The organism is Baekduia sp. (genome assembly GCF_035996765.1).
Lineage (GTDB): Bacteria > Actinomycetota > Thermoleophilia > Solirubrobacterales > Solirubrobacteraceae > Baekduia.
Map to the genome: position 1 here is coordinate 1 of NZ_DASYJG010000038.1, position 13248 is coordinate 13248.

Sequence of the window (13248 nt, forward strand, 5' to 3'; positions counted from 1 at the left end):
GCGGGTCCACCCGTCGGTGCCGCCACTGATCTTCGGTCCGGTCATCGCGGTGCTGCTCGTGACCGGCTTGGGCCGGATGAGCGCGTTGGCGGGCGTCCTGCTGCTGGTCGCCGGCTATGTCTTCTGGACGCTGTTCGAGTACTGGCTGCACCGCGTGGTCTTCCACTTCGAGCCGTACTCGAGCCCGCTGGGCATGCGGCTGCACTGGATGATCCACGGCGTCCACCACGACCACCCGAACGACCCGCTGCGTTTGGTCATGCCACCGTCGGTGAGCGTGCCGCTGGGTGCGCTGGTGCTCGGCGCGTTCTGGCTGCTGTTGGGCTACGACGCGGCGCTGGTCTTCGGCGGCGGCTTCCTCGTGGGCTACTTGGCCTATGACATGCTCCACTACCACGTGCACCACCACACGCCGCGCACGGCGCTCGGGAACAAGCTGCGCGAGCTGCACATGCGCCACCACTTCCAGGACGACGAGCGCGGCTTCGGGATCAGCGCGCCGTACTGGGATCGGGTCTTCGGCACTGCCACCCACGCGACCGGCAACCGGTCGCTCGGCGCAGCCCCCTCCGCACCTGCCCGCCAGCAGACCGGCGGACAGCGCGACACCGCTTCGGGTGCCACTTGAGGATTGGCATCGCGCCCGTCGGGCCGATGCGGCATCCTAGGGCGCTGTGACGGATCCCTTCGAGCAGGATCTCGGCGCCGACGCCGACGACGCGGAGGTCGTGGACGCGCTGCCCGTGCCCGAAGGGGCCCCGCCACGCGAGGTCCCCGCACCCGCACCGGTGGGCCTGCGCGGCGGCCGCGGCCTGACCGTCGCCGGCCCGGTGGCCGTCCAAGCCGCAGCAGTCGCCGTCACCGGCTTCGCCGCCGGCGCCGCAACGGTCGCCGTCGTCCGCCACCGCCGCGCCAAGAAGCAGGTCCGAGGTCGGCGCAAGGACCGCAAGGCGCTTGGCGACGTCCGCGCGTCGCGGTCGTTCTTGGTGGACATCCACCTGCTCAACCGCAACTGACGACTCGCACCCTTTACCGTCCGCTGGTACGGTAAAGGGCATGAGTGCGGTCTCTCGTAAGAACCAGGTGACGATCCCCGCCGACGTCATGCGGGCGGCTGGCCTAGAGCCGGGCGACGATGTTCGGATCATGAGCGTCGGTCCCGGTCGTCTCGAGTTGGTCAAGAGCGATGAGCTGATCGACGTGTACGCGGGCAGCTTCGACAAGACGGTATATCCGGACGGGTATTTGGAGGAGGTCCGTGGCGGGTGGGCGTAGTTGTCTTCGACAGCGACGTCCTCATCGGCTTTCTCAAGGTCGATGACGCCCATCATGAGCAGGCCGTCGAGCAGGTGCGCGCCTCGCTGGTGCCGGGTACCCGCCGGCTCTTGTGCGCTGTCAATTACGCGGAGATCCTGATCGGTCCGCTGCGTGTCGGCCGCGAGGAGCACGTGAAGCAGATGCTCGTGCATTTCACGATCGAGACGGTCCCGGTCGACGGCGAACTGGCCGAGCAGGCTGCGAGCGTGCGAGCACGGACCGGTCTCAAGTTGCCCGACGCCTTTGCGCTGGCCACTGCTGTGCAGGCGGAGCACCGTGGCTCGACGGAGGTCTCGCTTGCGAGCTTCGACAAGAAGGTCCTCAAGGCGTACGCGGCGCTGCGCGCGCCGGAATAGGCGCGCGTCTGCCGTGGGGCGTAGCCTCTCGCGCCCGATGATCGAAGTGCGTCGTGAGATCCGGCCGGTGTGGCCGTTTCGCCTGCCCGGTGCTGGTGGGATGGATGGTGTTGCGCGGCGGCGGGGTGGGGTGCTGGAGCGGTTGCTCCATGTCGACGACGAGCCGGTGGTGCTGCGGGCCGCGCAGCCGTCGGCCGATCGCGTCGTCATCGGCGCGCGGGGTGCGCGGGCGGATGTGTGCGAGGAGGCGATTGCGCGGCTGCGGCGCGCGTTCGGCGTCGACGAGTCGCTGGCGCCGTTCTACGAGCGCTTTCGGGACGATCCGCTGATCGGCCCTTCGGTGCGGATGCGGCCCCACCTGCGGGGCGCGCGACGGCCGGAGCCGTTCGAGGCGCTGGCATGGGCGATCTGCGAGCAGCTGATCGAGTACGAGCGGGCCGCGGAGATCGAGCGGCGGATCGTGGGGCGGCTGGGTCGGCGCGCGGTCGGATGGGACGGCGAGACGGTCCTGCGCGATCTGCCCAGCGCGGCGACGCTGGCCGCGACGGCGCCGGCGTTGTTGCAGTCCTTCGATCTGTCGGCCGCTCGCGCGCTGGCGCTGGTGAGGGTCGCGCGGGAGGTCGCGACGGGGCGCGTCGATCTCCACGCGTCCGACCACGAGCGCGCCTGGGCGCGGCTGCGCAAGATCCGAGGCGTGGGGTCCTGGACGATCGCCGTGCTCGCCCTGCACGGCCAGGGCCGCCACGACGTCCTGCCCGCTGGCGACTTGGCCTACATGAAGCTTGTGGGCCGCGCGCAGGCCGGCGGGCGACCGAGCGCGCGCGCCACCGAAGAAGAGGTCCTCGCCTACTTTGAGCCCTACGAGGGCTGGACCGGCCTCGCCGGTCTCCACGCGCTCGGCGTACGCGCCACAGGCGGCGCCGCCTCGCTGCGCTTCGCCGCCGCGGCATAGGCGCGCTGCTGGTCGAGTTGACCGGTGCATTGCCGGTCAACTCGACCAGCGTTTTCGTCAGATGCCGCGGCCCGGGAGGAACTCGTTGGTCAGCGAGGTCGGCGTCGGAAGTGACTTGACGAGCTTGTTGGACAACATCCACTGGCCGTAGGCCTTCCACTCGTCGGCGTTCTGGTAGCCCCAGGGGAAGCTGGCGTTGTCGGGGAAGAAGACCGGCAGCGTCGCCTTGACCGAGGCGAGCGTGAACGAGCGGTCGAGATCCGGGTCGGCCTTGACGAGCGCGTCGGCGCCGACGTTCGGATCGGCCTTGACCGCCTTGGCGCCGCGCGAGACCGCCTGCAGGAAGCGGCGCATCACGTCGCCGACGCCCTTCTCTTGCAGCCGGTCGGTGTCGGCGACGAAGACGAGCTCTTGGTAGGTCGGCACGCCGGCCTGCTCCATGCGGATGATCGTCGGCTGCTTGTGCTCGCGCTGCAACTGGACGCCCTCGACGTTCCAGAAGGCGCCGAGCGTCGCGTCGACCTTCTTGGACAACATGCTGCCGACGAGGTTGAAGCCCACGTTGATCTCGTGGATCGACGACGGATCCACGGAGGCTTCCTTCGCAATGGTCTTGAGATACGCCGATTGGTACGGGATGCCCGCCGTCCCGACCTTCGTGCCCTTCAGCTCCTTGGGCGTCTTGACCTTGCCGCCGAGCGAGATGATCGACGTCAGCGGCTTCTGCACAAGGGCCCCGATCGCGGCCAGGTGCGCGCCCTTGTCGCGGGCCAGCAGCAGCTCGGGCTCGTAGGAGATCGCGATGTCGGCTTGGCCGGCGGCGACGAGCTTGAGCGGCGCGGCGGGGTCCGAGGGCGTCTGGAGCCGGACGTCGAGCCCCGCTGCCTTGAACGCGCCGGTCGCCTGCGCGGCGTAGATCGGCGCGTGGTCGGCGTTGGGCAGGTAGTCGAGCACCACGGTGACGCGCTGGAGGCCGCCCTGGGTCGTCGTGACGTCCTTCTTGGAGCCGCAGGCCGACAGCGCGAGGGCGATCGTCAGGACGGCGAGGACAGAGGCGGCGGCGCGGCGGTTCATGCGTCGGGATCCTTTCGGTGGGCCCACGGCGTCAGCTGGCGCTCGGCGAGGGCGAGGAGGGAGAAGCAGGCGACGGCTAGCGCGGCGAGGACGACGACCGTCGCCCAGGCGCGCGCGGTCTCCAGCTGGGGGATCGACTGCAGCAGCAGGTGGCCGAGGCCATTTTCGGAGCCGGCGTATTCGGCGAAGACGGCAGCGATGCCGCCGACGGCGACGGCGATCTTGGCGCCGCTGAGCGCCGCGGGTAGGGCGGCCGGCGCCTCGACCCAGCGGAACGTCTGCGCGCGGCTTGCACCCAGGGTGCGCAGCAGTTTGTGCTGCTCGGGGTCGACGGCGGCGAGGCCGTCGAGCGTCGTGACGACGATGGGGAAGAAGCAGACCAGCGCGACGATCACGAGCTTGGGCAACAACCCGTAGCCGAACCATGCCGCCAGCAGCGGCGCGATCGTCACGATCGGGATCGCCTGCGTGCCGACCAGCAGCGGGTAGATGGCGCGGCGCAGCGGCGCGAAGTGGTGGAGCGCGAGGGCGAGCAGCAGGCCGAGCGCGAGCGCGAGCGCGAGACCGAGCACGACCTCCTGCGCGGTGACGAGCAGGTTGTCCCACAACAGCCCGCGGTCGTCGACGAGCGAGGCGGCGACCTGGTCGGGGGCAGGCAAGATGAAGTCGTCGATCGAGCCCAGCCGCGCATAGGCCTCCCAGCCGCCGAGCAGCAAGATGATGACCAACGCGGCGGCCATCAGGCCATCGCTCCCCGGAGTGCCTCGAGCGCCCGCGCGCGGACGGCGACGATCTGCGGGTCGGTGGGCGACCGGCCGGCCGGGCCGCGCGGAACGCCGACCTGGAGGTCGGCGACGACGTGCCCCGGTCGCGGCGAGAGCACGATGACGCGGTCGGCGAGGACCGCCGCCTCCTCGACGTCGTGGGTGACGAGCAGGACGGTCCGCGGCGTGCGGTCCAGGATGGACGCCAGCCATGCCTGCGCATCGGCCCGCGTGATCGCGTCCAGCGCGCCGAACGGCTCGTCGAGGCAGAGGATCGGCGCGCCGGAGAGCAGCGTGCGCGCGACGGCGACGCGCTGGCGCATCCCGCCCGACAGCTCCCACGTGCGCGAGCGCTCGAAGCCGTCGAGGCCGAGCTCGGCGAGCAGCGTGTGGGCCTCTGCGCGGGCGGCATCCTTCCCGGTGCCGGCGAGCCGCAGCGGCAGCGCGGCGTTGTCGCGCGCGTCCAGCCACGGGAGCAGGAGATCGCGCTGGGGCATCAAGACGGCGCGCCCCGCGGTCAGCGTGCCGGCATCCACGCGCTGCAGCCCGCACACCAGCTCCAACAGCGTGGACTTCCCGCAGCCGCTCGGCCCGACCACGGCGACGACCTCTCGGGGCGCGACGCGCAGCGTGACGTCCTGCAGCGCAACGACCGCACCGAACCGGCGGGTCACACCCTCCAGCAGCACATCACCTTCGACATCGCGAGGCGTCTGCACCACAGCCCCGACCCTCGTCGCCATCTGCTCCCTCCGCGGGCATTACCCCGACCAGGTTCGAAGGGTCAGCGCCGGGGTCCGAAGGCGCTATCTCAGCCCGCTTCCGCGAGCCCCCCTGTGTCTCTGCGGAGTGACCGTACCAGAGCCAAATGTCGGGGGTTCCAAGACCCGGATGGCCGAACGGTTCCTGAGCGAAAAGCTGACAATGATCGCTGAGCACCTTGCACTCGCGCCATACGGACTGGTAGAACGGCCGTGTGATCACTTTGGAAAGAGAGAAATCGTATGGTTCCTGAGTTCGAAACCCCTGAGGCGCCGTCACCGTTGACACCGGCCGTGACCCAGCCTCCGGCCAGTCCACATCGCTCGACCCCACTCGAGACGTTTCCGCTGCTGGACCGCGAGTCGCGTCGCAGGCGTGACACGGACGTTCACATGTCCTACGCGATGTATCTGGTCGTCGGGTTCTTCACCTTCGGCATCTACACGATCTACGCGCACTTCAAGATGATCCAGCGTCAGCAGGAGCACTTCCGGCGCATGGGCAGGTTCAACGACGATCTCTTGAAGCTCATCGAGGAGCGTGCAGCCGACATCGGTCAGTCACAACAGCAGGCCCGCGGGATCGACGAGGTCCGCGTTCTCAACGAGGACTACCAGCGACTTCAGCGCGGCAAAGAGCGCAGTCCCGGCCTCTGGATCGTCATCAGCATCATCACCTTGGGCCTTGGCTTCCTCTTCGTCCTGTGGTTCCTGAACGCCGACCTCCAGCAGCATCAGCGCGCAGAAGCCGAGTACATCGAGAAGGCCTCCACGCTGCTCAACAAGCTTGGAATCGGCAAACATCCCATCGTGGTCGATGAGGTCGTTCCCGACCGCAGCTACCCGCTTTACCTCTTCTTGACCGTCATCACCCTCGGCCTGTTCGAGTTCTACTGGGCCTACGTTCGGATCAAGGACGGCAACACGCACTTCGGTGAGCACGATCGCTTCGAAGAGCAGCTCATGGGCACGATCCGCGCCGCGGCGTAGCGGCGCTCGGTGACGCAGACCAGTCTCCGAGTCGTCAGCGCCGGATCGGCTGCGTCAGCGCCTTGACGAAGTCCTCGAGCTGCTGGGTCGTCCAGCACTCGTAGGCGTCGCAGTGCTGCTCGTAGGCTGAGATCACCGAGTCGCCGTAGTTCCAGTACAACTTCGGCTCGGGGTTCAGCCAGAAGGTGCGGCCGGCCTTGGAGGCGATCTTGGCGAAGATGTCGGCGCGCGGGTCGCGGCCGTTGGTGCGCGCGTCGCCGAGCACGATCACCGTCGCGCGCGGGTGCAGGTCGTCCTCGACGAGCTCGCGGAACTCGGTCCAGACGCGTCCGTAGTCGGTGTAGCCGCTGATGTCGGCCACCCCGGAGTCGCGGCCGATCGCCTCTGAGACCGCCTTGAAGTCGCGCTCCTTGGCGAAGATCTCGGTCACCTCGGAGATCCGCTCGATGAAGACGAAGGAGCGCATCTTGCGAAACGAGTCGTGCAGCGCGTGCAGCACCGACAAGAAGAAGACCGAAGCGCTCGTGACCGAGGTCGAGACATCGCAGAGCACGTAGATCTCCGGCCGCCGCGGCCGCACCGGCTTCTCCTTGATGACCGCCGGCACGCCGCCGAACTCCAGCGACGCGCGCATCGTCTTGCGCATGTCGACGGCCGCGTGGCGCTTCTGGCCACGCTGCTCGTTGCCTTGGGTCTTCAGGCGCCGCTTGAGTTGTGCGACAACGCGGTGGACCGCGGCCAGATCCTGCAGCGGCCCGGACGGCAGCGCGCGGTCGAGCTCATTCAAAGGCCGCGCGGGGGAGAGCTGCTCGGTGCGCTCGATCTGCCCGCGCTCAAGCTCCTGGCGCAGCATCGCCTCGAAGCGGCGGATCTCGTCGCGCGGCAGGCCATCGCGGCGCGGATCCTGCGGCGGCAGGTCGGGTTGCGGGTCGCTCCGCAGCGCCAGCGAGCGCCGGATCCGCTGGACGTCGACGCCGATGACCCCCGAGCCCTCGCCCTGGCGGCCGAACGCAGCAATCGCCAGCCGTGCGAGGTCGCGCATCAGCGCCTGGTTGCCGTCGCGCACCGCGGCCGCGACCTGGCGGCGCAGCTCCTCCATGTCCATCGCGCCGGCGTCGTCGGGCGAGATCCCGCCCTCCTCGCGCACGCCCTCTTCGATCGCCGCCAGCTCGGCCGCGCGGAAGAAGAAGCGGTCAAAGACGAGCTCGAAGACCCGGCGGTCGTCCGGGGACTTGGCCAGCGTCGCGGCCAGCGCCTCGCGGAAGTCGACCTGCTCGGTCCACGGCACGTGCTGCAGCGCGGCGAACGCGTCGAGCAGCTCACTGGTGCCGATCGCGACGCCCTCGCCGCGCAGCTCCTCGCCGAACTCCAGCAGCCGGCCGGCGATGCCGGGGCGCTCGAGCTGGGCCGAGCCGTGGACGCCCGCGCGGCGGGCGTTCCTATGAGGGAGCGGGGGCACCGAGCTTCACGCCGACGCGCTCGGCGACGATGTCGAGGTCCGTGCGGTGCTTGACGATCACCGAGATGGTGTCGTTGAACATCTTGGTGTCGATGTCCTGGGCGCCGAGCAGCAGCAGGGCGCGCGCCCAGTCGATGGACTCCGCGATCGACGGCGGCTTCTTGAGGTCGAGGTCGCGGACCATCGCGACGACCTCCACGAGCTTGCGGCCGACGGCCTCGGGGAGGTCGGGCGTGTGGAGGCGGACGATCTCCAGCTCATGCTCGAGCTCGGGGTAGTCGAGCCACAGGTAGAGGCAGCGACGCTTGAGCGCCTCGGTCAGCTCCCGCGTGTTGTTGGAGGTCAACAGCACGACCGGGTGCGACTTGGACTTCACCGTGCCGAGCTCGGGGATCGAGATCTGGAAGTCCGAGAGGACCTCCAGCAGCATCGCCTCGAACTCTTGGTCGGTCTTGTCGATCTCGTCGATCAGCAGCACGACCGGCTCGGGCGAGGCGATCGCGGTCATCAACGGGCGCTCGAGCAGGAACTCCTCGCCGAAGATGTCGTCCTGCACGTCATCCCAGCCGGTGCCTTGGCGTTCGGCCTGGATGCGCAGCAACTGCTTGCGGTAGTTCCACTCGTACAAGGCCTTGGCCTCGTCGAGCCCCTCGTAGCACTGCAGCCGCACCAGCTCGCGGCCCAGGTACTTGGCCAGCGCCTTGGCGAGCTCGGTCTTGCCGACGCCCGCGGGGCCCTCGACGAGGATCGGCTTGCCGAGCTTTGCGGCGAGGTAGCTGACCAGCGCGGTGGACTCGCGGGGCAGGTAGCCCGTCGCTCGCAGGCCATCGTGGACATCGGTGACGGAGTTGGGCTCGACCGGCATGGACGCGAAAGTCTACGAGGCCCTAGGGTCCCACCCCGTGCTCATGCTCGGGGCCATCCCCGCCACACCCGTCTACGCGCTGATGGCGTTCGGCTTCGTGCTGGCCGTGATGGGCCACATCTTCCGCGACTACCGCATCGTCGGGATCGGGATCGCGGTCCTCTTCATCGCCACCGCGCTGCTGATCCTGGGCGCGTATCAGTCCTACCAGGACAGCGGGCCGCTGGACTTCTAGGGCGCGCGGTGCGTCGTGGTCGGCGCGTCGGCGCCGGTCTGCGCCGGGCGCTCACCGACGGTTGTCGGGGCCTCGGTGTCGCGGCTGAAGCGTCGGCGGCGCGGCGTGTCGTCGACGGTGTCATCGGTGGCGGTCGCCACCTCACGGCGGCGTGTCGTGCGCGGCATCAGGGCGTTGACGAGCAGGACGCCGCCGGCGACGGCGAAGCCGAGCTTGGTCCAGAAGTTGGCGGCTGCGAGGCCGAGGACGTCCTGGCCGTCGATGATGGCGATCACGGCACACGCCGCCAGCGCGAGGCCGACAAGCAACGACATCATCTTGGCCAGGTGGTGTTGAGCGGCGCCGAAGAGCAGCAGCGCGCCGGCGGTGATCGCGAAGAACGCCGTCCAGCCGTTGACCTCGAAGCCGAGGAAGTTGGTGCCCTGCACGGTTCCGTCGGGGAAGCTGGAGGAGAACGACGGGAAGTCGTTGTTCTTCAGGAGGGCCGCGAGCCCGAAGGCGACCAAGAGCGATCCGGCGATGAGCGCGGGGCCCTTGGCGAGGGACGGCCCGTGTTCGACGATGACCTCGCGGTCGCGGTCGATGTCCTCTGAGGTACGGCGTCGGCGCAGGAGCATGACCAGGGCGTTCCCGCCCTCGCCGCTCGTTACTCCTGCTCGTCGAAGCTCAGCTGCGTCCCGCCGTCGATCTCTGGCCGCTCGGCCCGCGGAGGACGCGCCGGACGCCGGACCGTCGGCGCCGGGGCGGGAGCGACGGACGTCGGGGCCTCGTCGGCGTGAGGTGGCGGCTGTTCGCGCTCGGCTTGGCGCCGTGCCCGTCGGTCGGCGACCGTCGGCGCCTCCGGCCCCTCGCCCGGCAGCGGCGGCTCCGCCACCCGCGCCAGCCGCAGCCGGGTCCCCGCGTAGATCAGGAACGCGGCGGCCAGCAGCCCGAAGAAGATGCCCCAGGACAGGTCATAGCTGTAGACCAGGTTGTTGGTCTTGCCGCCCGCGGGCTGGTCGATGAAGCGGTAGAAGACGAGGAAGCCGACCCACGCCCCGCCCGCCGTGACGACGAGGCCGTCGCCGAACGGCAGGTGAAACGCGCTGCCTTCGCCGCGGAAGAACATCAACACGAGGATGGCGATGGCGACGAGGAAGATCGACGCCTCGACGAACGACGGGACGAAGATCGCGATCTTCGCCTCGTGGGTGGCCGACAGACCTGCGCGGGTGACGCCGTTGGTCGTCTTGGAGTACCACGGCAGCAGCATCGAGACGAGCACGAGCGCAGCGGCCAGTACGACGACGCGCTGCTCGGACACGAGCGCGTTGAAGGACCTTGGCAGACGCTTGATCACGGCGTCAGCGCAGCCGCGCGCGGATGAGCGCGGCCAGGATCGACGTCGTTGGTGCCTGCCCCATCGGGCCGATTGTAGGCGGGCGACAGGATCGGATCAGGTGATGGGGATGTCCTGCAGGCCGGAGCTGGACCTGCCCCGCGAATCTGTCTCGCCCGCCCCGTGCTCGACGGCGCCGAGGCGCTCGACGACCAGGTCCAGCAGCGCGCGCAGCAACAGCAGCAGCTGGCGGACGATCTCGCGCACCTGCTCCCAGAGGTCGTCGGGCACGACGGCGCGCAGTGCCGAGAGGATGCTGACCAGCGCCTGGATCTCCTCGGCCGTCTCGTTGCGCGCCTGGGCCGACGCCCAGCCTTGCGGTGGGATTTGTCCGGCGAGCCGCTCGGCGGCGGCCTGCGTCTCGCGTAGCCGCGCGCGCAACTCGTCGAGCCGGAGGGGCTCGGGCTCAGCCATCGGCGGCGGCCGCGGTGGCCACAGGCTCGAAGGAGATCGTCAGCGCGCCGTCCTTCAACGTGGCGCCCGTGGGCTCGAGGTCGTCCAGCGCCGGCGGCAGCAGCATGGTGCGCTTGTGCCCATCCACGCGCACGATCAACTCCGCGCCGAGGCGCTTGAGCGAGATGTCGCCCTTCTCGGCGAAGGGCAGCTCGAGCCGCAGGGTCGCGCCATCGGCGCGCAGCTCCAAGCGTTCGGAGACCGAGCGATGGTGCAGCGCGTGGGCCTCGTCGCCATCCTCGAAGAGCGCGTCGCCGAGGCGGTCGAGCATCGCCTCACCGACCACCTCCTCGTCGAAGTACGGCGCCTGCAACATGGGCACCGGAGCAAACGCGTCGCGCACGGAGACCAACTGCTCCTGCTGGCGCTCGCGCCACGCGCCGAAGTAATCGCCGACCTCGGCGCCGAAGACGCGGTTGACCACGACCGCGTCGGTCAGGTACCCGTACAAGTTGAGATAGGTGAACGTCCGCCGCGCCTCGTCGACGACCATCCGGTCAGGGGTCATCACCAGCCGCACCGAGACGTGCTCGTTATCGCGCAGGATCTCGTTCATGGCAATCAGGTTGCGCACGAGGCGCTGAACGTCATCGAAGACCTCGGCGCCCGGCAGCGAGACGTCGAGCACGGCGCGCGCGAAGGGGCGGGCGGCGTCGAGGATCCGGCCCTGCTGCGGGAAGACCTTGTCCAGCCACCAGCGCGCGACGTCGGGAAACGAAAGCAGGCGCAGCGTCTCGCCCGTCGGCGCGCAGTCGACGATCACGGCGTCGTACTCGCCGGACTCGTGGTGGCGCTTGATCGTCAGCAGGCTGAACAGCTCGTCCATCCCGGGCGGGACGGTCAGCTCCTCGGCGCTGATGCGGTCGACACCTCGCGCGATCAGCAGGTCGCCGAGCCAGTCCTGCACGCCGGCCCAGTTGCGCTCCATCTCTTCCTGGGCGCTGACCTCCTGGCCCCACAGCAGCTCGCCGATCGCGGTCGGCTCGGCGCCGAGCGACTGGCCCAACACGTCCGAGAGGCTGTGCGCCGGATCGGTGCTGAGCACCACGGTGCGCAGGCCGGCAGCCGCGCAGCGGCGCGCGGTGGCCGCGGCGACCGACGTCTTGCCGACGCCGCCCTTGCCCGTGTAGAGGATCGTGCGCGGGGCTCCCAAGAGGCGGAAGCCTAAACGCCCTTGTGCTTCTTCGCCGCGGGCTTGACGTGGATCGTCGCCTGCGCGGCGCCGGCGTTGCCAGCGAGATCGACCGCGCGGACGGCGATCAGCAGTGGGCCGGCCTGCGCGGGCGCGAGGCCAACCTCGTGGTTGCCGCGGCCGAGGCGTGCCGTGCGGCGCAGGACGACCGCCCCGCGGCGGACCGCGGTGATCGTGACGGTCGAGACCTTCGAGAGCGTGAAGCGCACCGTGCCCGAGCGCTTGGCGCGCAGGACGGACGGCGGCGAGAGCTTGAGCACGGGCTTGGTCGTGAGGTCGACGGTGAAGCGCTGCGCGGTGTCGCAGTAGAGCTTGGGGTCGGGCGCGGGTGCGGCCGGGACGGCTCCGGCCGGAGTGCCGCCGGTCGACGGTGCGCTGGTGGTCGCCGACGACGGTGCGCCACGGGTCTCGTCCTCGGTCAGCCGGTCGCAGAGCCCGCGCAGGAAGTCGCGCAAGACCTTGTGGTAGCCGAGATCTGACTCAACGCCTGGCCTCGAATACAGCGACCACGCGCCCGTGTCGAAGCTCGGCAGCTCCACGCGCAGCTCCGCCTCGCCGGCGGCAAAGAGCGCGTGGCCCTCGTCGTCGTTGGCCAGCGTCGCGAAGTCATGAAGGCCGTTGAGCGCCTGCGTGAAGCCGTTGGCGATGTGCAGCGTGCGCGCGTAGGAGTACTGCAGGTAGTGGGCGCCGGCGTCGGTCTTGTCCAGGACGCCGGCTGGTGGCGGCACCTTGAAGATCCCCAGCGCAGAGCGAGCGGCGTCAAAGTACTTGGTGTCCTTCAACCGCACGGCGCCGCGCGCGAGCGCCGACAAGCCCGTGCCCTGTGCCAGCCCGCTGACCCACGGCGGCCGGCCGCCGTCGAAGTGGAAGAGGTACTCGAAGGCGATGCCGCCGGCGCGTTGGGTCGCCAGGCTGAGCGCCTCGTCCAGCAGCCGGCGCAGGTCGTCGTCGCGCGTCTTGACCATCCACAAGGCGTTGGCCTTGCCGAAGGTGCCCAGCCACTGGATCTGCCAGCCTTGGCCGGGGTAGAACTGCCAGACGATCTGGCTCGGCGCGAAGGTCACGCGCTGGCCGGCGTAGGGCAGGGGAGAGGCAGACCACCACGCACGGTTGCGCTGCAGCGTGAGGAAGACCGCGCGCAGACGCGACGGGATGAAGAGGCCGCCGCCGGCGGTCGCGTCGACGTTGGCCAGGACGGCCTTGAGCTGCACGCGCCGGAATCCGCTGAGCTTCTTGAGGGTGCTCTTTGCCGAGCTGTAGGTCTTGCGGTAGCCGTCGGCGGTCGCCGCGTCGAGCTCGCCGGCCTTCTGCAGCCGCTGCAGCTCGGCACCCACGCTCGGCCCTTGCGCCGCCCACGCGGGTACGGCGACACCGACGCTCAGCAGCGCCGCGAGGAGCAGCACAACCGGCGTCCGACGCACGAGACCGATGGTACGCTCGCCCACCTCCGGC

At 69.8% G+C, this 13248-nt stretch carries 17 protein-coding genes and 1 riboswitch; of the genes, 7 read left to right on the plus strand and 10 right to left on the minus strand.

The window, feature by feature from the left end; genetic code table 11:
- The 5 genes from VGO10_RS08745 to VGO10_RS08765 all read left to right on the plus strand — a co-directional run.
- Nucleotides 1-628, plus strand: a 628-nt coding sequence (locus VGO10_RS08745) for a sterol desaturase family protein (RefSeq protein WP_327467276.1), incomplete at its 5' end; no start/stop codon positions are given.
- Between the two features lie 46 nt (nucleotides 629-674).
- Nucleotides 675-1016, plus strand: a complete 342-nt coding sequence (locus VGO10_RS08750) for a hypothetical protein (RefSeq protein WP_327467278.1) — start codon at nucleotides 675-677, stop codon at nucleotides 1014-1016.
- 40 nt (nucleotides 1017-1056) lie between these two features.
- The gene (locus VGO10_RS08755; protein ID WP_327467280.1) at nucleotides 1057-1275 is read left to right on the plus strand and encodes an AbrB/MazE/SpoVT family DNA-binding domain-containing protein; all 219 of its coding nucleotides are present in this window, start codon (nucleotides 1057-1059) and stop codon (nucleotides 1273-1275) included.
- Nucleotides 1266-1673 carry a PIN domain-containing protein gene (locus VGO10_RS08760; RefSeq protein WP_327467282.1) on the plus strand — a complete coding sequence of 136 codons (408 nt, stop codon included), beginning with the start codon at nucleotides 1266-1268 and terminating at the stop codon, nucleotides 1671-1673. The genes VGO10_RS08755 and VGO10_RS08760 overlap by 10 nt, the downstream gene beginning before the upstream one ends.
- A 37-nt stretch (nucleotides 1674-1710) precedes the next feature.
- Complete coding sequence (locus tag VGO10_RS08765; protein WP_327467284.1) at nucleotides 1711-2625, plus strand: hypothetical protein; 915 nt, start codon at nucleotides 1711-1713, stop codon at nucleotides 2623-2625.
- Nucleotides 2626-2682: 57 nt separating this feature from the next.
- On the opposite strand, the gene VGO10_RS08770 is transcribed toward VGO10_RS08765, so the two are convergent.
- The 3 genes from VGO10_RS08770 to VGO10_RS08780 are packed head-to-tail and all read right to left on the minus strand — an operon-like array spanning nucleotide 2683 to nucleotide 5185.
- Nucleotides 2683-3699 carry an ABC transporter substrate-binding protein gene (locus tag VGO10_RS08770; RefSeq protein WP_327467286.1) on the minus strand — a complete coding sequence of 339 codons (1017 nt, stop codon included), beginning with the start codon at nucleotides 3697-3699 and terminating at the stop codon, nucleotides 2683-2685.
- Nucleotides 3696-4439 carry an ABC transporter permease gene (locus VGO10_RS08775; protein ID WP_327467288.1) on the minus strand — a complete coding sequence of 248 codons (744 nt, stop codon included), beginning with the start codon at nucleotides 4437-4439 and terminating at the stop codon, nucleotides 3696-3698. Before VGO10_RS08775 ends, VGO10_RS08770 begins: the two co-directional genes overlap by 4 nt.
- Nucleotides 4439-5185, minus strand: a complete 747-nt coding sequence (locus VGO10_RS08780; protein WP_327467290.1) for an ABC transporter ATP-binding protein — start codon at nucleotides 5183-5185, stop codon at nucleotides 4439-4441. The genes VGO10_RS08775 and VGO10_RS08780 overlap by 1 nt, the downstream gene beginning before the upstream one ends.
- Nucleotides 5186-5209: 24 nt before the next feature.
- Nucleotides 5210-5300: riboswitch (TPP riboswitch) on the minus strand.
- A gap of 317 nt (nucleotides 5301-5617) precedes the next feature.
- Between VGO10_RS08780 and VGO10_RS08785 the strand changes: the two genes are divergently transcribed.
- The gene (locus VGO10_RS08785) at nucleotides 5618-6214 is read left to right on the plus strand and encodes a DUF4234 domain-containing protein (protein WP_327467292.1); all 597 of its coding nucleotides are present in this window, start codon (nucleotides 5618-5620) and stop codon (nucleotides 6212-6214) included.
- Between the two features lie 34 nt (nucleotides 6215-6248).
- Here the strand turns inward: VGO10_RS08785 and VGO10_RS08790 are convergent, their stop codons facing one another.
- Entirely contained in the window at nucleotides 6249-7673 is a 1425-nt protein-coding gene (locus VGO10_RS08790; RefSeq protein WP_327467294.1) for a VWA domain-containing protein, read from the minus strand.
- Nucleotides 7654-8538 (minus strand): MoxR family ATPase, encoded by an 885-nt coding sequence (locus VGO10_RS08795; RefSeq protein ID WP_327467296.1) that lies wholly within the window; start codon nucleotides 8536-8538, stop codon nucleotides 7654-7656. Before VGO10_RS08795 ends, VGO10_RS08790 begins: the two co-directional genes overlap by 20 nt.
- A gap of 37 nt (nucleotides 8539-8575) precedes the next feature.
- Here VGO10_RS08795 and VGO10_RS08800 point away from each other — a divergent pair, with 37 nt between their 5' ends.
- Nucleotides 8576-8773, plus strand: a complete 198-nt coding sequence (locus VGO10_RS08800; RefSeq protein ID WP_327467298.1) for a hypothetical protein — start codon at nucleotides 8576-8578, stop codon at nucleotides 8771-8773.
- Here the strand turns inward: VGO10_RS08800 and VGO10_RS08805 are convergent.
- The 5 genes from VGO10_RS08805 to VGO10_RS08825 form a co-directional block, all read right to left on the minus strand.
- Nucleotides 8770-9390 carry a DUF4383 domain-containing protein gene (locus VGO10_RS08805; protein ID WP_327467300.1) on the minus strand — a complete coding sequence of 207 codons (621 nt, stop codon included), beginning with the start codon at nucleotides 9388-9390 and terminating at the stop codon, nucleotides 8770-8772. The two genes, VGO10_RS08800 and VGO10_RS08805, sit on opposite strands and share 4 nt — an antisense overlap.
- Before the next feature lie 29 nt (nucleotides 9391-9419).
- Complete coding sequence (locus tag VGO10_RS08810) at nucleotides 9420-10112, minus strand: hypothetical protein (protein ID WP_327467302.1); 693 nt, start codon at nucleotides 10110-10112, stop codon at nucleotides 9420-9422.
- A 96-nt stretch (nucleotides 10113-10208) separates the two neighbouring features.
- Nucleotides 10209-10565, minus strand: coding sequence for a hypothetical protein (locus VGO10_RS08815; protein WP_327467304.1), 357 nt, complete (start codon nucleotides 10563-10565; stop codon nucleotides 10209-10211).
- Nucleotides 10558-11757, minus strand: coding sequence for an ArsA family ATPase (locus VGO10_RS08820; RefSeq protein ID WP_327467306.1), 1200 nt, complete (start codon nucleotides 11755-11757; stop codon nucleotides 10558-10560). The genes VGO10_RS08815 and VGO10_RS08820 overlap by 8 nt, the downstream gene beginning before the upstream one ends.
- Before the next feature lie 11 nt (nucleotides 11758-11768).
- Nucleotides 11769-13217: a D-glucuronyl C5-epimerase family protein gene (locus tag VGO10_RS08825; protein WP_327467308.1), complete on the minus strand. Its 1449-nt coding sequence runs from the start codon at nucleotides 13215-13217 to the stop codon at nucleotides 11769-11771.
- Between the last annotated feature and the right edge of the window lie 31 nt (nucleotides 13218-13248).